This is a genomic window from Ferrimonas sediminicola (genome assembly GCF_005116715.1).
Taxonomy (GTDB): domain Bacteria; phylum Pseudomonadota; class Gammaproteobacteria; order Enterobacterales; family Shewanellaceae; genus Ferrimonas; species Ferrimonas sediminicola.
Window position 1 is genome coordinate 66495 of record NZ_SWCI01000006.1, and the last position, 20129, is coordinate 86623.

A 20129-nucleotide genomic window follows, 5' to 3' on the forward strand; every position below is an offset into this window, starting at 1 on the left:
CCACGGCCCTAGCCTACCACGTCCAGGGTTCTGTGCCTAAAGGTGACCCCGGCCTCATCACAGATCGCCTGGCACGCCCTGATATCCACCCCCTCCAGGCCGTCGATGGCTGAGGCGCTGACCCTGGGGATGTGGGTCGGGGCCTCAGCCAGGAAGGCGCGCATCGCGTCGTAGCTGCCCTTGAGCCGGGGACGGCAGTGGCGCTGGTAGGTGGCCTCATCCTGGGCATTGAGGGAAATGGAGAGGGCATCGATGCACTCCCCCAGCTCCGGCAGGATGTTGCGCCGGTGAAACAGGTTGCCCAGACCGTCGGTGTTGACCCGGGTGCGGCCGCCCTCGGCCTTGACGTGGCGGGCGATGGCCAGCAGCACCTCCAGGTTGAGGGTGGGCTCGCCGTAACCGCAGAAGACGATCTCGTCGAACTCGGTCACCCGTCCCAGCAGGGGAATGATCTCCTCCGCCCCGGGCTGGCGGTCCAGCTTCAGCTGATACTGATGGACCTGGGTGCTGCCGTTGTGCTTGGGGCAGAAGGCGCACTGCAGGGTGCAGCGCCCGGTCAGGTTGATGTAACGGCTGTCGCGGATGTCGTAGACCAGCTGGCTCATCTTCGGTCCTACTTCCTCTTCGGCTTCTTGGGCTTCTTCGCCTTGGTGGCGGGCTTCTTGGACTTCTTCGGAGCGCTGGGCTCCTTGGTCTGGGGCTTCAGGTCCTGGAACACCCGGCGGCGGATCGGCTCGCCGACGTAGCGCTCGATCTTGCCCAGATAGGGATGGTCGTGGGCCTCGACGATGGAGATGGCGATCCCCTTGGCGCCGGCCCGGGCGGTGCGGCCGATGCGATGGACATAGGTGTCGGCGTGGCGGGGCAGATCATAGTTGATCACATGGGTGATCCCCTGGATGTCCAGTCCCCGGGCGGCGACGTCGGTGGCGATCAGCACCTTGATCTGACCGTCACGGAAGCGGGAGACGGCGGCGTCGCGTTTGGCCTGGGGCATCTCGCCCTTGAGGCAGTTGGTGCGGATGCCGGCCCGGTCCATCTGGGCGATCAGCTTCTCTACCCGTTCGCGGGTGCGGACGAAGATCACCGCCTTGGTGCAGGTTTCGTCCGCCAGCAGCCGCTTGAGCAGGGCCAGCTTGTGGCCGGCGTCGTCGGCCCGGTAGTAATACTGGGCGATCTTCTTGCGCTCCCGGCGGGAGGGGGCACTGTTGATGCGGGCCGGCTCCTGCAGCAGCTCCCGGGCAAAGCCCTCCACCGCGTTACCCTCCAGGGTGGCCGAGAACAGCAGGGTCTGTTTGCGCCAGCGCGCCTCGGCGGCGATGCGGTCCACCGTGGGGCCGAAGCCCATGTCCAGCATCCGGTCCGCCTCGTCGATCACCAGGATCTCTACATCGCGGCAGGCCACCTTCTCTTTCTCGATGTAATCCATCAGCCGTCCCGGGGTGGCCACCAGCAGATCCAGGTTCTTGCCCAGCATCTCGTCATCCTGGTTGTAGTCCACCCCTCCGGTGAGGGTGCCGGTGGTCAGGCCCAGGCCGGAGAGCAGCTTGTCGGCGTACGCCTTGACCTGGCTGGCCAGCTCCCGGGTGGGGGTCAGCACCAGCACCCGGGCATGACCGGGATCCCGGCGGGGGAAATCCAGCAGGTGCTGGATCGCCGGCAGCAGGTAGGCGGCGGTCTTGCCGGTCCCTGTTGGGGCATTGGCCAGGATGTCTTTCTGCTCCATGGCCAGGGGGATCACCTCCGCCTGTACCGAGGTGGGAGTGGTGTAGCCCGCCTTGGTGACGGTATTCAGCAGCCGGGGGTCCAGCTCCAGGTTATCAAAGCTCATTTGGGGTCTATCCCTTCAGATAAAAATCGGTGGTCAGGGCGCGGTACTCGTCGGAGTAGCCGCCATCCTGACGATGAATCACCAGGTGTTGTGTCGGGCAGCCGGCCTGCTTTCGCGCCAGCTCCACCAGAATCAGTTTGTCCCCCTTGGCCGGGGTCGTGCTGACCCGGGTCAGCCGAGTCAGATTCAGGCCGACCGCCTCTGCCTCGCGCTGCAGCCGTGCCTGGCTGGACGCCGGCAGCACCAGGCTGGCATGACCCTCAGGGGCCAGCAGCCGCTCTATGGCACCGAGCAGTTCGGCCAGGCTCAGCCCGGCTCTCGCCTGGGCCCGCTTGGGGCAGGGGGCGGTCAGGCTGTCCTCGAAATAGGGCGGGTTGCTGATCAGGTGTTGGTAGCCTCCGCCGTGGGACTGGCTCCAGCACCTGAGATCCCCCTGGTGCACCTGCACCCGGTCAAACCAGGGGCTGGCGGCGACATTCTGTCGCGCCTGGTGCACCGCATCCGGATCGATCTCCAGGGCGTCCACTGTGCCGCCGCTTCGCTGGGCACAGCACAGGGCCAGCAGGCCGGAGCCGCACCCCAGGTCCAGTGTTCTCCCCCGTTGCGCGACCCGGGCCCAGCTGCCCAGCAGCACCGAATCGGTGCTGACTTTCATGCCGCAGCGGTCGTCGTCAATATGAAACTGTTTAAAGCTAAAGCCCATGAGCAGCCCCTGAAACCCAAGGCGGGGATTTTACCAGATTCGGTATCAAAAGCCTGTGTCTCTAATAAAACCGATATGTTAATCAAATGGTCTGACTTGGTTTCAATTTATGGTGAGGGCATTGTGTATTGTACTCAATTGCGGTATTAACTGTCGCTGCGATCCGATGGTCCATTGAATCGCGCTTACCGGAAAAGGACGAGAAACTAACCACGGACATTCGCTTTTACCAAACGATTGGTTAGAAAACCCTCAGAATAAGAGGGAAAAACAGCAGATTGAGTGTAACCCAAAGTTTACATGGGTGGCCTTGGTAACCAAGGTTTTTGATGAGAAGAGGCAAGTTTGGAAAAGCGTTTAACCTTGATGGACACCTTGAGTGTCGGCTTTATGACCTTCGCGTTCTTTTTGGGCGCGGGTAACATGATCTTTCCGCCCATGGCGGGCTTCCTCGCCGGAGAGAACTACTTTCCGGCCATGGTCGGCTTCCTGTGCACCGCCGTGGGCCTGCCGTTGCTTGGCCTGGTGGCCGTCGCCAAGGCCGGTGGCAGCATTCCGGTGATCACCAAGAAACTGCCGGCCTGGGTCGGGGTGGTGATCGCTTCCTCCATCTTCATCATCATCGGTCCCGCTTTCGCCGCCCCCCGTGCCGGCCTGGTGGCGTATGAGATGGGCGCCGTCCCTTTCCTGACTGAGCCGGGTGCCACCACCCAGGCGCTCTACTCGGTGATCTTCTTCGGTATCGCCATGTTGCTGGCCCTGTTCCCAGGCAACCTGGTGGACAGCGTAGGTAAGGTCTTGACCCCGGCACTGATCCTGCTGTTCGCCGTACTGGCAGTCGCCGCCTTCGTTTTCCCCCAGGACCCCATCGGACAGGCCCAGGGGGCTTACACCAGCGGTGCCTTCACCAAGGGCTTCCTCGAAGGTTACGGCACCATGGATGCCCTGGCTTCCCTGGTGTTCGGCATGCTGATCGTCGATCTGCTGCGTAAGAAGGGGATCACCGACAGCGGCCGCCAGGCCCGCTACCTGGGTATTGCCGCCCTTATCGCCGCCGCCGGCCTGGCTTTTGTCTACGTGCCCCTGTTCTACCTTGGGGCCACCAGCTCGGTGCTGGGGGCCAGCGCCGAGACCGGTGGTGCCATCCTTACCACCTTTGTCTACCAGGTGTTCGGCAACGCCGGTGTGGTGATGTTGGGAGCGGTGGTGACCCTGGCCTGCCTGACCACGGTGATCGGCCTGATCTCCGCCTGTTCCGATTACTTCTCCGAGCTGATGCCCAAGGTGGGTTACCGCGGATTCGTGGTGGTCAACGCCCTGTTTTGCGCCGTGGTGGCCAACGTCGGTCTGAGCCAGCTGATCCAGGTGAGCATTCCGGTATTGATGGCGGTCTACCCCGTCGCCATGGCGCTGGTCGCCTTCTGTTTCGTCCGTGGCCTGATGCAGAACGAACGTCTGGGCCTGATCCTGATGGTCTCCGTCTCCGGCCTGTTTGGCCTGTTTGACGGCATCAAGGCGGCGGGCCTGAGCACCGATTTTGTCTCGGCCCTGCCCCTGTATGAGCAGGGAATGGCCTGGATGCTGCCGACCCTGGCGGCCACGGTCATCGGCTGCCTGATCCGTCGTCCTCAGCCTCAGCTGGCGCACTAACCAGCACCTCGTCGGACAAGGGGCGCCCCGCGGGGCGCCCCTTGTCGTTGCTGGGCAGCCCGCCCTGGGCGAGCGCTTCCGGCTGCTTGACCCCTTGTTCTCTATTGCGAAAGCAGCACCAGGTCGGTTTGCCGGAGAGGCCTTTGTCGACTAGCGTTACTGTTGCGCAGGGGAGTGTGTGGACAGGGATGGGATCGGATGATGCCGCTGGCGGTGGAAGACGCCACGGACACCGGTTTGGTTCCGGCGGCCCCGCTGCTGAAGCGGTTCGGTTACCAGTGGCGGGAGCGGGAGCGGGTCATCGACCTCATCATCGTCTCCTCCGGCGACGACGGGACGCGAATCATCTTCGGCCTGGAGATGGACGCCGATGAGGTCATCGCCAAGCCGGCCCGCAGGGCCGAGCTCAACGCCAGAATCCCCGCCGTGGGTCACCATCGCCTCGTCGCGGATCTGTCCGAGATGAATTTAATGGACTCCGGCGGCCCGGAGGCCGTGATCGCCCTGCTGAACGCCCAACCGGGGCGGAGACTGTGAATCGTTGGACTGCAACAAAGGGGCAGGGGCCGTTTCGCCTGACCCGGATGGGCAGTATCTTCCGTTGTCACCACGACGCGGGTAAGCCCGGTCTGCATAGGAGAGAGCCAGTGCGAGGTATGATTCTGGGGGCGGGCAAGGGGACCCGCGTCCGCCCCATCACCGAACAGATCCCCAAGCCGATGATCCCCATCCTGCGACGTCCGGTGATGGAGTCGATCATCCACCACTTCAAGCGCCACGGTATCGATGAGATTGTGGTCAATACCTGCCACCTGGCGCCGGTGATCGAGGAGTACTTCCGGGACGGCAACCAGTTCGGGGTCGATCTCTGCTACTCCTACGAGGGGGTGAAGGAGGGGGATACCCTGGTTGGCCGGGCCCTGGGCAGCGCCGGTGGAATGCGTCAGGTGCAGCAGACCTCGGGGTTCTTTGATGACACCTTCGTGGTGGTGTGCGGGGATGCCTGGATCGACCTGGATCTCACCCAGGCGATCGCCTGGCACCGGAGCAAGGGGGGATTGGCCACCATCATCACCAAGCGGATGCCCCAGGAGATCCTGAATCGTTATGGGGTGGTGGAAACCGATGAGCGGGGCAGGGTCAGGGCGTTCCAGGAGAAGCCGCCGGCGGGCACCGCCGTCAGTGACATGGTGAATACCGGCATCTACATCTTCGAGCCGGAGATCTTCAACTACATCCCCTCCAGCGGTGAGTACGACATCGGCTCCCAGCTGTTTCCAGACCTGGTGCGCAGGGGGATCCCCTTCTACGCCACGGCGATGGAGTTCCAGTGGATCGATGTGGGCCGGCTCAGTGATATCTGGCAGGTGACCTGCAGCATACTCAACGGCGAGGTAGTGGGTTATCCCATACCTGGACGGCAGGTGGCGCCGGGTATCCATATCGGCATCAACTGTGTGGTCGATCTGGAGATGCTGGACATTCAGGGGCCGGTGGTGATCGGCAACGGCTGCCGCATCGAGACCGGCGCCAAGCTGAGGGGACCGTTGGTGATAGGCCACAACTGTGTGATTGAACGGGGAGCAGTGCTGAGCAACGCCTGCCTGGATGATTACACCCATGTCAGCGGCATTGCGGCGGTGGCCGACCGGATGATCTACAAACACCACTGCATCGATCACCAGGGGCAGCACTGTACCCTGGGAGAGATCGGCGCCGAGGGACTGGTCCGCGATAGCCGGGCCCCCGCCGAAACCACACCGAAAGAGATACGCAAACGCCCTGACTTCAAGGCGGGCCACTGACGGGGCAGCGTCTGTGACGGTGTCACCCGGTGCGGTGAAGCCTGCATGATGGGGGCAAGCGACCGTCAGGCAAAAAACAGGGAGCCATCCGGCTCCCTGTTGTTCAGGCTTTCCGCGCCTCGGGATTCGGTTGCCACCACCACCGCAGCAAGCGCTTGAGATCGTCGAGGATCAGGTAGAGGCTGGGGACCAGCAGCAGGGTCACCAGGGTGGAGAACAGGATGCCGAAGGCCAGGGAGGTGGCCATGGGGATCACGATCTTCGCCTGCAGGCTCTTCTCGAAGAACACGATGGGCACCAGACCCAGGAAGGTGGTCAGGGAGGTCAGCACGATGGCGCGGAACCGGCGGGTGCCCGCCAGAACCACCGCCTCCGCCAGCCGCATCCCCTGGCGCCGGGCCTGGTTGACAAAGTCCACCAGGATCAGCGAGTCGTTCACCACCACCCCGGCCAGGGCGATGATGCCGCACAGGCTGAGGACGTTCAGGCTCAGTCCCAGGATGTAGTGACCCAGAGCGGCACCGATCATGCCGAAGGGGATCACCGACATGATGATCAGCGGCTGGCTGTAGGATTTGAGCGGGATCGCCATCAGGGCGTAGATGACAAACAGGGCCAGGAAGGCCCCCTGAGCCAGGCTCAACAGCGCATCGCTCTCCTCGGCAGTGGCGCCATCCAGCTCGCTCTGGACCCCGGGGTAGTGGGCCAGCAGTTCGGGCAGGTACTCCTGATTGATCTCCTTGGCGATCTTGCCTGGCTCCACCTTGTCCTTGTTGGCCCGGGCGGTGACGGTGATCGCCCGCTTGCCGTCGGTGCGGACGATGGCGCTGTAGCTCTCCGCCAGCTCCACCCTGGCTACGGCGGAGAAGGGCACCTCGACCCCGGCGGGGGTGCGGATGCGCATGTTCTCTAGGTGACCCAGGTTGCGGCGCTCACTCTCTGGGTAGCGCACCATCACCTTCACCTCCTCCTTGTCCCTCAGCATCCGCTGGGCCTCGTAACCGTAGAAGCCGTAGCGCACCTGACGGGCCAGGTCGGACAGGGTCAGCCCCAGCGCTTCCGCTTCCGGCTTGATGGCCAGGCGCAGTTCCTGGGAACCGGAGGAGTAGTTGTCATTGATGTCGTGAAGGCCGTCGTAGCTGGCCAGCTTCTCCTTGAGTTCGGCGGCGGCCAGGGAGAGCATCTCCATATCCTCGCCCTCCAGGCGGAAGGCGATGTCGGCGCCGGCACCACCGGTGGTGCCCTGGATCTCGATCCCCTTCACCCCGGGCATCTGACCTATGGCCTCCAGCCACAGCTCACTGATCTGGTTGGTGTCCAGCAGCCGGTCCTCCCCCTTGGTCAGCTCGATGAAGAAGGAGCCCGAGGTGCGCGAGTCCAGGTCCGCCAGCACGTGCTTGATCATGGTCTGGCCGAACTGCTGCTCCCAGCCGCTGTTGAGCCGCTCCAACTGCTCCTCCATATGCTGCAGGGTCTTAAGGGTGCTCTGTTCCGAGGAGCCCTGCTCCATGGTCAGCTGTACCCGCATGAAGTCCGAGGGGATATCCGGGAAGAACACGAAGCGGATGTGGCCGGTGCCCATCAGGGCGCCCACCAGTACCAGGGCGCCGATAAAGCCGGTCAGCACCGTGTAGCGACGGTTGATGCAGGTCTCAAGCAGGGGCTTGTAGCGCTCCTGGATAAACTCGCGCACCTTGAGGTTGAAGGCGTGCTGCCTGGATCCCAGCCAGCCGACCTTGCCCCGCTTCTGCAGCCTGGCGTGCACCAGGTGGGCGGGCAGGATCCACTTGGACTCCACCAGGGAGAAGGCCAGGCAGAGGATCACCACGAAGCCGATGGTCTTCCAGATGATGCCGAAGGGGCCGGGCACCAGCAGCATGGGAATGAAGGCGGCGATGGTGGTCAGTACCCCGAAGGTGGCGGGCATCGCCACCCGCTGGGCGCCGGCGATGACGTTGTCGGTGGTGTGGCCGTGCTGCTCAATCTCGCTGTAGGCGGACTCGCCGATGACAATGGCATCATCCACCACGATCCCCAGCACCAGGATGAAGGCAAACAGGCTGAGCAGGTTGATGCTCATCCCCAGGGGGGGCATCAGGAACAGGGCGCCGAGGAAGCACACCGGCAGGCCCATCATCACCCAGAATGCCACCTTGAACTCCAGGAACAGGGCCAGGATCAGGAACACCAGCAGCGCCCCCTGGGCCATGTTGGTGAGCATCATGTTCAGCCGCCCCTCGAGGTAGAAGGTGACGTCACCCCAGTGCTCCACCTCGATGGTGTCCGGCAGGGTCTGCTTGAGCTCTGCCACCTTGTCGCGCACCTGCTCGGAGATGTCCAGGGCACTCTGGTCGCCGACGCTCTTCACCCCGACGAAGACCGCGGTCTTGCCGTTGAACTTGGTGTATCTTAACCCTTCGGTGAACTCATCCTTGATGCGGGCCACATCGGAGAGCAGCACCCGGGTGCCGTCGCTGCGGGTCATTACCAGGGTATCGGCGAAATCCTGCTCGGTGTAGGACTGTCCCTTGGTGCGCAGCAGGATATCGCCGTCCTGGGCACGGATGGCACCGCCGGGCAGGTCGATGGAGCTGCGCTGCACCGCCGAGGCCACCTCCTCGAAGGTGAGGCCATACTCCCGCAGCTTGTCCTCGGACAGCTCGATGCTGATCTCGTAGGAGGGGGCGCCCATCAGGTCGGCACGGCTGATGGCCGGCAGGTTGGTCAGCTCATCGCGGATCTGCTTGCCCAGCTCCTTGAGCTCGGTCAGCGGGGCGTCGCCGTAGATCGCCAGCCAGATCACGTCCTGTTCCGGCCGGATGCGGTAGACCTCGGGTTTCTCGATGCTGTCGGGGAAGGTGGAGATGGTGTCGATGCGCAGCTTGACCTCGTCCAGCACCTCGGCGGGGTCGACGTCGTCCTCCACCTCAATGGTGACGCTGCCGCTGGAGTCGGAGGCCACCGAGGTGACCTTCTTGATCCCCTGGACATCCTTGATCGCCTCCTCGATCTTGATGGTGATCCCCTCCTCGATCTCCTGGGGAGCGCCACCTGGGTATCCGACGGAGACCCGCAGCAGATTCAGCTCGAAGCGGGGGAACACCTCCTTGTTGATGGTGAAGCTGGCGAACAGGCCGCCAAACAGCAAGCCGAACATCAGCAGGTTGGCCGCCACGCTGTTGCGGGCGAACCAGGCGATCAGGCCTCGCCGAGTCTCCATATCACTCATTGGCATTCACCTCGGCACTCAGGGCGGTGCCGGCGTCGACCCGGGAATCATCACCAAGGATGCGCACTTCGCTGCCATCCTGAAAGGAGTTGAGGGCGGTCAGCGAGATGCGGTCGCCCTTGCCGATGTCGCCACGGATGTAGACCGAGTTCAGGTCGGTGTGCACCACCTCCACCGGACGGCGCTCCAGGCGGTTGCCCTCGCCAATGACCATCACCGTGTCGTTGCGGACACTGTGGCGGGGCAGGCGGACGATGTTGTGCAGGGTGCGGCCCTGGATCTGGGCCTTGACGAAACTGCCGAACTTCAGCACCCCGGAGGCCAGCCTTCCCTGCTGGTTATAGGGATCGTCGATCCGGGCCACCAGGTAGATCATCCGGCTCTGGGCGTCGATCACCTGCTCGGAGCGCACCAGCCGTGCGGTCCAGTTCAGGGGGCCGGTGGGACTCTCCTGGGTCAGGGTCACCAGGCTGTCGGGGTTGTCCGGGTTGTTGACGAACCGCAGCTGCTCGCTGCTCAGGGGCAGGCGGATCTCGGCGACGTCGGTGCCCAGCACCTCACCCAGCTTGATCCCCAGGCTGACGTACTGACCCAGATCCACATCCCGGCTCTTGATCAGGCCGTCCAGGGGGGCGCGGATCACGGTGCGCTCCAGGTTGCGCTGGGCGCGGGCCAGGGCGGCTTCGGCGGAGCGAAGCTTGGCCTGCTCCTGAGCCAGCTGGGGCTTGCGCAGGCCCAGCTCCGGAGGCAGGCCGCTGGTGACCCCCTTCCACTCCTGTTCGGCGACCTTACCGCGGGCGATCTCTTCCTGCAACTGGGCCTTGGCCTGGGCCAGGTTGGCCTGGGCCTGCATCAGATCCGCCTGGTAGTCGGCGGGCTCTATGCGCGCCAGGATCTGGCCCCGCTTCACTTCGCCGCCGGCGATAAAACGGGGATCCAGCTCGACGATGCGGCCGCTGACCTCTGCCACCAACTGGGTCTGGTGCTTGGGTTGAACGACGCCATAGGAGTTGAGGGTCAGGGTGATGTCGTCACTGCGGATCTCCTCCACCTCCACCAGGGGCAGGGCCCGGATCTCCTCCTTCTTCTCAGGCTGAGGACGGGTGGCGTTGATCACCACCAAGCCAACGACCAGCAAAGCGAGTATGATGGCAACGGGTAGCAGGCGCCTTAACCAAAGCATAGATGCGTTCCTTCGAAATCGGTTTTGTCTTTATCGCCCCACAGGTTAACAAAATGTTGAGTCACTCGTCAGGGATATTTGTAAGTGAGTTTTTGAAGTGTGTAAAAGGTCATGACTGAGAGTAATAAAGAGCTTAATCATAAGGATCAGTCGCTTATAGAAGGTTTCCTCGACAGGCTCTGGGCGGAGCGGGGCCTGTCTGAGCACACCCTGGCGGCCTACCGCAGTGACCTGCTGCGTTTCGTCGAATTTCTTCATCCCCGGGGGGAAACCCTGGTCCAGGTGAGCGGCGAGACCGTCCGTCAGTATCTGGAGGTGCGCCAGCAGGCGGGGATGGCCCGTACCAGCACCGCCCGCACCCTCAGTGCGCTGCGTCGCTTCTATGGCGAACTGGTGCGCCGGGGGAAGCTGCAGGCCGATCCCCTGGCACGGATTAAACCGCCCAAGTTGAGCCGGTCCCTACCAACGACCCTGAGCGAAGCCCAGGTCTCCGCCCTGCTGGAGGAGCCGGATCGCCAGGACCCTTTGGAGCTGCGGGATGCGGCGATGCTGGAGCTTCTCTATGCCACCGGCCTGAGGGTCTCGGAGTTGGTCAGTCTGCAGCTGGAGCAACTTGGTCTGCGCCAGGGGGTGGTGCGGGTCACCGGCAAGGGCAGCAAGGAGCGGCTGGTGCCCGTGGGCGAAACCGCCCTGGAGCTGCTGACCCTCTACCTGAGGCAGAGCCGACCCCTGCTGCTGGCGGAACGGGATTCCGATGTGCTGTTTCCCAGCCGCCGCGGCATCATGATGCAGCGGCAGACCTTCTGGCACCGCATCAAGCTGTATGCACTGCGGGCGGGCATCGACACCAGCATCTCCGCCCATACCCTGAGACACGCCTTTGCCACCCACCTGCTCAACCATGGGGCCGACCTGAGGGTGGTGCAGCTGCTGCTGGGGCATTCGGATCTCTCCACCACTCAGATCTATACTCATGTTGCTCAGGCCAGGTTGCAACAGCTGCATCGGCAGCATCATCCCAGAGGATAGACTCAGAGCTGGTTACAAAAAAACCGGATTCGTCTCCGGTTGCAAAGAAATGTAGCTTGGCTAAATAGGTCCCATACTGTAATTTCTGCTGTCACTGCCCGGTCCATACCACTGAGGCGAAACGGAGTTATAAAATGAGAAAACAGATTATTGCCCTGATGGGTGGCCTGACCCTGGTTGCCGGCACCGCGGTGGCCGGCGAGGCGGAGGTGAAAGCCGCCATGGAACAGAACCTGGGCATCAAGGCCGAGGCGATCGCCCCGGCCCCCGTCAAGGGCCTGTATGAGGTGGTTACCGGCCAGGGACTGTTCTACGTCACCGAGGATGGCAGCAAGCTGATCCATGGCCAGGTGTATGACCTGAACAACCAGATGGCCAACCTGACCGAGCAGCGCATGTCCGGTATCCGCAAGGAGATGCTGGCCAAGGTGGCGGACACCGCCATCGAGTTCAAGGCGCCCAATGAAAAGCACGTGGTGACCGTGTTCACCGACACCACCTGCGGTTACTGTCGCAAATTGCACAACGAGATGCAGGATTACCTGGACGCGGGCATCACCATCCGTTACCTGGCCTACCCCCGCGGCGGCGAGCGCAGCAGTGCCTGGCACGAGATGGAGAAGCTGTGGTGTGCCAAGGATCCCAAGACGGCCATGGGTGACGCCAAGGCGGGCCAGAAGCTGCCCGAGGCCACCTGCCCGGCGGCGGCGGCCGTCGCCAAGCACTACCAGCTGGGTAACACTTTCGGGGTCAACGGTACCCCGGCCATGGTGCTGGACGACGGCACCATGGTGCCCGGTTACCTGCCCGCCGGTCGCTTGCAGATGCAGCTCAGTAGCCGGTAAGCTACACCCCATCCCAGAAGCGGGCCCTGGCCCGCTTTTTTGTTGCCCCAGAAAGAGCCCCTATGACCAAGATCGTTCGCCGCGCCACCGTGGATGATGGCCACCTGCCCGATACCCTGCCACCGCTGCTCAGGCAGCTGTATGCCCGCCGGGGGGTGGGGTGTGCGTCGGAGTTGGAGCGGGAGCTCCGCGGCTTGCTCAATCCGGCCCGGCTCAAGGGGTGTGCCGAGGCGGCGGGGTTGCTGGCGGACGCCCTGGCACGGCAGCAGCCGATGCTGGTGGTGGGAGACTTCGATGCCGACGGTGCCACCTCCAGCGCCCTGACGCTGCTGGCGATGCGCGCCCTGGGCGCCGAGCGCATCGATTACCTGGTGCCCAACCGCTTCGACTACGGCTATGGTCTCAGTCCCGAACTGGTGACCCTGGCCCAGGAGATGGGGGCCGAGGTGTTGATCACCGTGGACAACGGCATCTCGGCCCACGCCGGGGTTGGCGCCGCCAAGGCGGCGGGGATGACGGTGATCGTCACCGATCACCACCTGCCGGGTGACACCCTTCCCGAGGCCGATGCCATCGTCAACCCGGCCCAGCCCGGCTGTGAGTTCCCCTCCAAGGCGATGGCCGGGGTCGGGGTGGCCTTCTACCTGATGCTGGCGCTGAGGGGAGAACTGCGTCGCCGCAACTGGTTCGCCGAGCGGGGTCTGGCCGAACCCAACATGGCCCACTACCTGGATATCGTCGCCCTGGGCACCGTGGCGGACGTGGTGCCCCTGGATGCCAACAACAGGCTGCTGGTGCAGCAGGGGATCAACCGCATTCGCTCGGGCCGATGCCGGCCCGGCATCACCACCCTGCTGGAGGTGGCCGGGCGCAGTGCCGGCCGCTTGGTGGCCTCGGACCTGGGGTTTGCCGTGGGGCCCAGGCTCAATGCCGCCGGCCGTCTGGACGACATGTCGCTGGGGATTGAGTGCCTGTTGGCGGAGGATCTGGTCAGTGCCCGGCAGCTGGCCAGCCGCCTGGACAGCCTCAATGCCGAGCGCCGGGAGATCGAGGCGGAGATGCAGCATGAGGCGGTCCAGGCGCTGGAATCCCTGCAACTGGGCAGCCGTGATCTGCCCTGGGGGCTGGCCCTGTATCAGGGGGATTGGCATCAGGGGGTGATCGGCATTCTCGCTTCCCGCATCAAGGAGCGTTACCACCGGCCGGTGATCGCCTTTGCCGATGCCGGAGGTGGTGAGCTCAAGGGCTCGGCACGCTCCATCCCCGGGCTGCACATGCGGGATCTGCTGGAGCGGATCGATACCCTCAACCCGGGGATGATCCTCAAGTTCGGCGGCCACGCCATGGCCGCCGGACTCAGCCTGGACGCCTCGCGGTTTGCGGAGTTCGCCTCGGCCTATGATGCGGCGGTGCGCGCCGAACTGGAGGAGCATCAGCTCACCGGCGAGCTGCTCAGTGACGGTGAGCTGGGCGCGGATCAGCTCAGCCTGGAGATGGCCGCTACCCTCAGGGATGGCGGCCCCTGGGGACAGGCGTTTCCCGAGCCGCTGTTCGATGGCCGTTTCCGCCTGCTGGATCAGCGCCTGGTGGGCCAGAAGCACCTGAAGATGGTGGTGGAGACCGAGTGCGGCACCCAGCAGCTGGATGCCATCGCCTTCAATGTGGATCTGAAGCAGTGGCCCAATGGGGCGGTGCAGTGGGTGTCGCTGGCCTATCGACTGGATGTGAACCACTGGCGCGGCAATGACAGTGTCCAGCTGATGGTGGAGTGGCTCTCGCCCCTGTAGGGCTGACCGTCCTCTCCCCGCATCAGGGGCGCCTAGTGCGCCTCTTTTTCTTTCCGGCGTCAGCGGGGCCCGGGGCGTCTTTTCAACGCCATCGCCGCCAGCAGCCCCATCAGTACCAGCATCAGCGGCCACACCAGCACCAGGGGGAGCCGCTGACCCAGCAGGGTGAAGCCCACCAGGGCCAGGCCGGCACTGATCAGGGCCAGGGGCAGCTGGCTGCTGACATGGTCCACCGGGGCGCAGCCGCTGGCGGTGGCGCTGAGTACCGTGGTGTCGGAGATGGGGGAGCAGTGATCGCCGAACACCGAACCGGCCATCACCGCGCTCAGGGCCGGAAGCAGCAGTTGCGGTTGCAGCTGCCAGGCGATGTCGGCGCCGATGGGGATCATCAACGCGAAGGTGCCCCAGCTGGAGCCGGTGGCGAAGGCGGTGACCGCGCACAGCAGGAAAATCCCGGGCAGCAGCAGCCCCTCGGCCAGGTGGGTCGAGGCCCAGGTGGCCATCACCCGGCCGGTCTCGAGGTCGCCGATGGCTCGTCCTACCATCCAGGTCATCATCAGGATCCCCAGGGCGGTGGCCACGGAGCGCAGCCCCATCCAGCCGGCAAACAGCATCGCCCCTGGCCTGATCCCCTGCCGCCACTGCAGTCCCAGGGAGAGCAGCACCGCACCCAGGGCGGCGTTGCGCATGGCGCCGCCGATGTCGGCATTGGCCAGCCACTGCATCGGCGTACTGCCTCCCTTCAGGCCGGAGAGGATCGCCAACACCAGACTGCCGCCAATCAGCATCAGCACCGGCAGTCCCAGCAGCCAGGGGCTGCCCTCCCGGGACGGCTGAGCCTGAACCTGCTCGGGTCGGACCGGGGCGCTGCCAAAGCCGAGGTTGCTCCAGGCCACCAGCACCGCCAGGGCCAGGGTGATCAGCGCATAGAAATTGGTGGCGGCCACTTGCAGGAAGGCGGTCAGGGGCGCCCCGGGCAGGATGGTCAGCCCCGCCAGCAGGGTCATCACATAGGGGCCCCAGCTGGAGAAGGGCAGGATGGCACACAGGGGAGAGGCGGTGCTGTCCACCAGGTAGGCCAACTGGGTGTTGGAGATGCGGTAGCGCTCGCACAGCGGGCGGCTGACGTTGCCGTTGGCCAGGCAACTGAAGATGCCGTCGATAAACACCATCCAGCCGAGGGCCACCACCGCCAGCCTGGCCTGACGGCGGCTGCGGATCCGCGGAAACAGCCAATGGGCGAAGGCGCTGACCGCGCCGCTGCGTGCCAGCTGCTGGGTGAGAATGCCCAGCAGGGCGATGGTGAGGATCACATCCAGATGCCAGCCCTGCCACTGACCGTTGGCATAGAGCTGGCCGGTGAAGGTGTCCATCAGGTAGAGCAGGGGATCAAGGGCTGCCCCCCAGTGCAGAATCAGTGCCGCCAGCAGCAGGCCGCTGCCCAGGGCCAGCAGGGTACGCCGCACCACCAGGGCCATGCCGATGGTGAGCACCACAGGTGCCAGGCTGAGAAGCTCTTTGGTTATCATATTGTTGTTCTTGTGGAGGCCAGGGCCCCATGATGCAACATGGGGGACACCGGTGCCAGTGAAGCGCCCGGAATCCGGGAGAATTCACCGATATTTTTTGCACAAAAACTCCGCAGAACCCGGTGCGATCCGCCCTGCTTTAGGTTAAAATTGCGGGTTTGCATAGTGTCATCAATCTGTAGGACGGAAATGTTCGAAATCAATCCGGTTCAAAACAAGATTAAGGAGCTGTCTGAGCGGACAGATCTCCTTAGGGGGTACCTTTGACTATGACGCCAAGAAAGAGCGTCTGGAAGAGGTCAACGCCGAGCTAGAGCAGCCCGACGTCTGGAATGAGCCCGAACGCGCCCAGGCGCTGGGGCGGGAGCGCGGTGCCCTGGAGGAGGTGGTGAAGACCATCGACGATCTGGATCAGGGGCTGGAAGATGTCGCCGAGCTGCTGGAACTGGCGGTCGAGGAGGAGGACGAGGACAGCTTCAACGAGACTCAGTCCGAGCTCGAGGAGCTGGAGTCCCGCCTGGCCAAACTGGAGTTCCGCCGCATGTTCTCCGGTCCCCAGGACAGCAACGATGCCTACCTGGATCTGCAGGCCGGTTCCGGCGGCACCGAAGCCCAGGACTGGTGCAACATGCTGCTGCGCATGTACCTGCGCTGGGGCGAGGCCAAGGGGTTCAAGACCGAGATTATCGAACTGTCCGAAGGGGACGTGGCCGGCCTCAAGAGTGCCACCGTCAAGTTCACCGGAGAGTACGCCTACGGCTGGCTGCGCACCGAGACCGGCGTACACCGGCTGGTGCGTAAGTCGCCCTTCGATTCCGGTGGCCGCCGTCACACCTCCTTCTCCTCGGCCTTTGCCTATCCCGAGGTGGACGACAACATCGACATCGACATCAACCCGTCGGATCTGCGCATCGACGTCTACCGCGCCTCCGGTGCCGGTGGTCAGCACGTGAACACCACCGAGTCTGCGGTACGTATTACCCACCTGCCCACCAACACCGTGGTGCAGTGCCAGAACGAGCGCTCCCAGCACAAGAACAAAGACCAGGCGATGAAGCAGCTGAAGGCTAAGCTGTTTGAACTGGAGCTGCAGAAGCAGAATGCCGAGAAGCAGGCGGCGGAGGACGCCAAGTCTGACATCGGCTGGGGCAGTCAGATCCGCTCCTATGTGCTGGATGACTCCCGCATCAAAGATTTGCGTACCGGGGTGGAGAACCGCAACACCCAGCAGGTACTGGATGGCGACTTGGATCGCTTCATCGAAGCCAGCCTGAAATCTGGCCTGTAAGACTGAGTAGAGAAAATGACTGAACAGGTACAAGACGAAAACAAGTTGATCGCCGAACGCCGCGCCAAGCTGGACGGCATCCGCAAAGAGTGCAACGCCAACGGTCACCCCAACGACTGGAAGCGCGAGCACCTGGCTGCAGATCTTCAGGCTAAATACGCGGATAAATCCAAAGAGGAACTGGCGGAGCTGGCCGAGGTGGTCTCCATCGCCGGCCGGGTGATGGCCAAGCGGGGTCCCTTCCTGGTGATCCAGGACGTCTCCGGCCGTATCCAGGGCTACGCCTCCAAGGGGGTGCAGAAGGAGCTGAAGGCGATCGGCGGCCTGGATATCGGCGACATCGTCGGCATCAAGGGCCAGTTGCACCTCTCCGGCAAGGGTGACCTGTACGTGGACATGGGCGAGTACAAGCTGCTGACCAAGGCGCTGCGTCCCCTGCCCGAGAAGTTCCACGGCCTGACCGATCAGGAGCAGCGCTACCGTCAGCGTTATGTGGACCTGATCGTCAACGAGGAGTCGCGCAACACCTTCAAGGTACGCTCCAAGGTGATCGCCGCCATCCGCCAGTTCATGACCGACCGTGACTTCATGGAGGTGGAAACCCCCATGATGCAGGTGATCCCCGGTGGCGCCTCCGCCCGCCCCTTCATCACCCATCACAACGCCCTGGACCAGGAGATGTTCCTGCGTATCGCCCCCGAGCTCTACCTGAAGCGCCTGGTGGTGGGGGGGTTCGAGCGGGTGTTCGAGATCAACCGCAACTTCCGCAACGAGGGGCTCTCCCCACGCCACAACCCCGAGTTCACCATGATGGAGTTCTACATGGCGTACGCGGACTTCAACGACCTGATGGACCTGACCGAGGCGATGCTGAAGGAGGTGACTCAGAAGGTGCTGGGCACCAGTGTGGTCAAGTACGGCGACGAGACGTTCGACTTCGGCGCGCCCTTCGCCCGCATGAGCATGGTGGACGCCATCCTCAAGTACAACCCCGAAGTCAGCCGAGAGCAGTTGTCTGACTTCACCAGCGCCTGCGAAGTGGCCAAAGATCTGAAGATCGAGGTCGAGAAGGGCTGGGGGCTGGGCCGGGTGATCACCGAGATCTTCGAGGAGACCGCCGAGCACCGCCTTATCCAGCCCACCTTCATCACCGAGTATCCGGCGGAGGTGTCTCCCCTGGCCCGTCGTAACGACAACAACCCGGAGATCACCGATCGTTTCGAGTTCTTTGTGGGGGGCCGCGAGATCGCCAACGGCTTCTCCGAGCTGAATGACGCCGAAGACCAGAAGCAACGTTTCCTGGATCAGGTGAAGGCCAAGGACGCCGGCGACGACGAGGCGATGTTCTATGACGGAGACTATGTCACCGCCCTGGAGCACGGCCTGCCGCCTACGGCGGGCCAGGGGATCGGCATCGATCGGCTGGTGATGCTGTTTACCGACAGCCACACCATCCGCGACGTGATCCTGTTCCCCGCCCTTCGTCCTCAGGGCAGCTGATCGTCGACACTCTGACTGGTGCCCGCCAACTGGCGGGCATTTTTTTGCCCACCGCTCGCCATGTTGCCGGAATGTTGTTGCCTATCTCCCTGCCATGCCCCTGCCGCGCAGACCAATTCACTGGCCTTCGCCAAAAATGGCAGTGTATTACAGTGCGTTAGTCAGGGATCCGCTCCGATGAGTCCGCAAGAATGGAAAAGTGTGATCTGGATCGACTGGTGATTCATGCTGGTCTGAATCGGGCATCCAGTGGATGGAACTGGTGAACACCCCTAAGATGGCTAGATGTTATATCTGAAATCCTCTCCGTAAATGGATAAATTGTCTGTTAACTGCGGTGTAACCTGTGTCTTTTCGCTGGCGCCGGCGGTAGTATGTGGCGGTCACTCATAAAGGCTCCGTCTCAAGAGAGTCGCGCGAATCGCCCCTCGGGCGCTCAAACAGGTAGTTCATATGCAATCCAGCTCTTTGTCCAAACGGATCTTTGTCGGCCTCTTCTCCGGCCTTATCCTCGGGATCACCATTCAGTTTCTTCTGGCTGACGTGGCCCTGTTCTCGGAATCCTTGGTGGATCTGGCCACCCTGGGGGGGCAGCTGTTCGTCAACCTGATCATGCTGATGGTGGTTCCCCTGGTGTTCGTCTCCATCGTCAGCGGTGTCTGCGAACTGCCGGATGTGCGCGCCTTCGGCCGATTGGGCGGCAAGACATTCGGTCTCTACATCCTCAACACCATCATGGCCATCGCCGCGGCGGTGGCGATCTCACTGATGTTCCAGCCCGGGCTGGGGGCCAACCTGGTGAGCATGGGCGAGGGGGCGCAGATCCAGTCCACCGACCTGCCGGACATCGGCCAGTTGATCCTCAATATTGTCCCCCGCAATCCCATCGACGCCTTCGCCTCCGGCAACATGTTGCAGGTGATCTTCATGGCGCTGCTGCTGGGGATCGCCATCAAGAAGCTGGGGAGTGAAGTGGAGGGCGTGGCCCGGGGCTTCGCCCTGGCCAACCGCATCATGATGACTCTGATCACCATGGTGATGGGGCTGGCGCCTTACGGGGTGTTCTGCCTGATGCTGAAACTGGGGGCCACCCTGGAGGCGGCCACCTTCCTGTCGGTACTGGGTTACATGGGGCTGATCCTCGGCCTGCTGCTGCTGTGGCTGTTCGTGGTCTATCCGGTGGTGGTCTCCCTGACCACCGAGATGAGCGCCGCCGAGTTTCGCCGCAACACCCGGGAGCAGGTGCTGTTCTCCTTCTCCACCGCCAGCTCCAACGCCACCATTCCGGTCACCATGCGTACCCTGGTGGACAAGATGGGGGTCAACAGGGCCACCGCTGGCTTCGGGGTGCCCCTTGGGGCGACCATGAACATGAGCGGGGTCTCCATCTACATCACCATCGCCGCCTTCTTCCTGGCCAACGCCTACGGCGCGCCGATCACCTTGGCGCAGTTGCCGGCCCTGGTGACCTCCTGCTTCCTGTTGTCGGTGGGCGCCGGCGGCGTGCCCGGCGGCGGCATGGTGATGATCGGTGTGCTGATCCACCAGATGGGGTTGCCGGTGGAGGCGTTTGCCCTGGTGGCGGCCCTGGACCGGGTGATCGACATGGTGCTGACTTCCACCAACGTCGTCGGGGATACCACGGTGGTCACCATAGTGGACCGCAGCGAGGCCCGCCAGGCGCTGCTGGCCGAGCGCACCGAACTGGGCTGAAGGTCCCTGGCCTGACCCAGACAAAGACCCCGCAATG

15 protein-coding genes are annotated in these 20129 nt (G+C 63.5%); 9 read left to right on the forward strand and 6 right to left on the reverse strand.

What is annotated here, in order from left to right; genetic code table 11:
* Window positions 1-8 precede the first annotated feature (8 nt).
* The 3 genes from FCL40_RS10840 to FCL40_RS10850 are packed head-to-tail and all read right to left on the reverse strand — an operon-like array spanning window position 9 to window position 2534.
* Complete coding sequence (locus FCL40_RS10840; RefSeq protein WP_136853324.1) at window positions 9-605, reverse strand: TatD family nuclease-associated radical SAM protein; 597 nt, start codon at window positions 603-605, stop codon at window positions 9-11.
* Window positions 606-613: 8 nt separating this feature from the next.
* A complete protein-coding gene (srmB, locus tag FCL40_RS10845) occupies window positions 614-1831 on the reverse strand; it encodes an ATP-dependent RNA helicase SrmB (RefSeq protein WP_136853325.1) in 1218 nt (405 codons plus the stop codon).
* Window positions 1832-1838: 7 nt separating this feature from the next.
* A complete protein-coding gene (locus FCL40_RS10850; RefSeq protein WP_136853326.1) occupies window positions 1839-2534 on the reverse strand; it encodes a tRNA1(Val) (adenine(37)-N6)-methyltransferase in 696 nt (231 codons plus the stop codon).
* A gap of 345 nt (window positions 2535-2879) precedes the next feature.
* Between FCL40_RS10850 and brnQ the strand changes: the two genes are divergently transcribed.
* The 3 genes from brnQ to FCL40_RS10865 all read left to right on the forward strand — a co-directional run bounded on the left by brnQ (window position 2880) and on the right by FCL40_RS10865 (window position 5989).
* Complete coding sequence (gene brnQ, locus FCL40_RS10855) at window positions 2880-4184, forward strand: branched-chain amino acid transport system II carrier protein (RefSeq protein WP_229360318.1); 1305 nt, start codon at window positions 2880-2882, stop codon at window positions 4182-4184.
* A gap of 198 nt (window positions 4185-4382) precedes the next feature.
* Entirely contained in the window at window positions 4383-4721 is a 339-nt protein-coding gene (locus FCL40_RS10860) for a response regulator transcription factor (RefSeq protein ID WP_136853327.1), read from the forward strand.
* 119 nt (window positions 4722-4840) lie between these two features.
* Window positions 4841-5989 carry a sugar phosphate nucleotidyltransferase gene (locus FCL40_RS10865; protein ID WP_229360321.1) on the forward strand — a complete coding sequence of 383 codons (1149 nt, stop codon included), beginning with the start codon at window positions 4841-4843 and terminating at the stop codon, window positions 5987-5989.
* Window positions 5990-6092: 103 nt separating this feature from the next.
* On the opposite strand, the gene FCL40_RS10870 is transcribed toward FCL40_RS10865, so the two are convergent.
* Window positions 6093-9209 (reverse strand): efflux RND transporter permease subunit, encoded by a 3117-nt coding sequence (locus FCL40_RS10870; protein ID WP_136853329.1) that lies wholly within the window; start codon window positions 9207-9209, stop codon window positions 6093-6095.
* 1 nt (window position 9210) lies between these two features.
* Window positions 9211-10401 (reverse strand): efflux RND transporter periplasmic adaptor subunit, encoded by a 1191-nt coding sequence (locus FCL40_RS10875; RefSeq protein ID WP_136853330.1) that lies wholly within the window; start codon window positions 10399-10401, stop codon window positions 9211-9213.
* A gap of 111 nt (window positions 10402-10512) precedes the next feature.
* On the opposite strand from FCL40_RS10875, the gene xerD reads away from it, so the two are divergent.
* The 3 genes from xerD (at window position 10513) to recJ (ending at window position 14062) form a co-directional block, all read left to right on the forward strand.
* On the forward strand, window positions 10513-11430 hold the full coding sequence (gene xerD, locus FCL40_RS10880) for a site-specific tyrosine recombinase XerD (RefSeq protein ID WP_136853331.1): 918 nt from the start codon (window positions 10513-10515) through the stop codon (window positions 11428-11430).
* 134 nt (window positions 11431-11564) lie between these two features.
* Window positions 11565-12275, forward strand: a complete 711-nt coding sequence (gene dsbC, locus FCL40_RS10885) for a bifunctional protein-disulfide isomerase/oxidoreductase DsbC (protein WP_136853332.1) — start codon at window positions 11565-11567, stop codon at window positions 12273-12275.
* 62 nt (window positions 12276-12337) lie between these two features.
* Window positions 12338-14062: a single-stranded-DNA-specific exonuclease RecJ gene (gene recJ / locus FCL40_RS10890; protein WP_136853333.1), complete on the forward strand. Its 1725-nt coding sequence runs from the start codon at window positions 12338-12340 to the stop codon at window positions 14060-14062.
* Window positions 14063-14121: 59 nt separating this feature from the next.
* Here recJ and FCL40_RS10895 read toward each other — a convergent pair whose 3' ends face one another.
* Window positions 14122-15588 (reverse strand): Na+/H+ antiporter NhaC family protein, encoded by a 1467-nt coding sequence (locus tag FCL40_RS10895; RefSeq protein WP_136853472.1) that lies wholly within the window; start codon window positions 15586-15588, stop codon window positions 14122-14124.
* Between the two features lie 192 nt (window positions 15589-15780).
* On the opposite strand from FCL40_RS10895, the gene prfB reads away from it, so the two are divergent.
* From prfB to FCL40_RS10910, 3 genes are all read left to right on the forward strand, one after another.
* Window positions 15781-16879, forward strand: a protein-coding gene (gene prfB, locus FCL40_RS10900; protein ID WP_136853334.1) for a peptide chain release factor 2 whose coding sequence is annotated in 2 segments (ribosomal slippage) — window positions 15781-15855 and window positions 15857-16879 — 1098 coding nt in all. Because the reading frame shifts where the segments join, the coding sequence is not laid out codon by codon here.
* Window positions 16880-16894: 15 nt separating this feature from the next.
* Complete coding sequence (gene lysS / locus FCL40_RS10905; protein ID WP_136853335.1) at window positions 16895-18379, forward strand: lysine--tRNA ligase; 1485 nt, start codon at window positions 16895-16897, stop codon at window positions 18377-18379.
* A 453-nt stretch (window positions 18380-18832) separates the two neighbouring features.
* On the forward strand, window positions 18833-20092 hold the full coding sequence (locus FCL40_RS10910) for a dicarboxylate/amino acid:cation symporter (protein ID WP_136853336.1): 1260 nt from the start codon (window positions 18833-18835) through the stop codon (window positions 20090-20092).
* Window positions 20093-20129 lie beyond the last annotated feature (37 nt).

What these genes read in the sequence shown, in the direction of transcription:
- FCL40_RS10840 (WP_136853324.1), bottom strand. Translation starts at nt 605, where the DNA reads ATGAGCCAGCTGGTCTACGACATCCGCGACAGCCGTTACATCAACCTG.
- srmB (WP_136853325.1), bottom strand. Translation starts at nt 1,831, where the DNA reads ATGAGCTTTGATAACCTGGAGCTGGACCCCCGGCTGCTGAATACCGTC.
- FCL40_RS10850 (WP_136853326.1), bottom strand. Translation starts at nt 2,534, where the DNA reads ATGGGCTTTAGCTTTAAACAGTTTCATATTGACGACGACCGCTGCGGC.
- FCL40_RS10860 (WP_136853327.1), top strand. Translation starts at nt 4,383, where the DNA reads ATGATGCCGCTGGCGGTGGAAGACGCCACGGACACCGGTTTGGTTCCG.
- FCL40_RS10865 (WP_229360321.1), top strand. Translation starts at nt 4,841, where the DNA reads ATGATTCTGGGGGCGGGCAAGGGGACCCGCGTCCGCCCCATCACCGAA.
- FCL40_RS10870 (WP_136853329.1), bottom strand. Translation starts at nt 9,209, where the DNA reads ATGGAGACTCGGCGAGGCCTGATCGCCTGGTTCGCCCGCAACAGCGTG.
- FCL40_RS10875 (WP_136853330.1), bottom strand. Translation starts at nt 10,401, where the DNA reads ATGCTTTGGTTAAGGCGCCTGCTACCCGTTGCCATCATACTCGCTTTG.
- xerD (WP_136853331.1), top strand. Translation starts at nt 10,513, where the DNA reads ATGACTGAGAGTAATAAAGAGCTTAATCATAAGGATCAGTCGCTTATA.
- dsbC (WP_136853332.1), top strand. Translation starts at nt 11,565, where the DNA reads ATGAGAAAACAGATTATTGCCCTGATGGGTGGCCTGACCCTGGTTGCC.
- recJ (WP_136853333.1), top strand. Translation starts at nt 12,338, where the DNA reads ATGACCAAGATCGTTCGCCGCGCCACCGTGGATGATGGCCACCTGCCC.
- lysS (WP_136853335.1), top strand. Translation starts at nt 16,895, where the DNA reads ATGACTGAACAGGTACAAGACGAAAACAAGTTGATCGCCGAACGCCGC.
- FCL40_RS10910 (WP_136853336.1), top strand. Translation starts at nt 18,833, where the DNA reads ATGCAATCCAGCTCTTTGTCCAAACGGATCTTTGTCGGCCTCTTCTCC.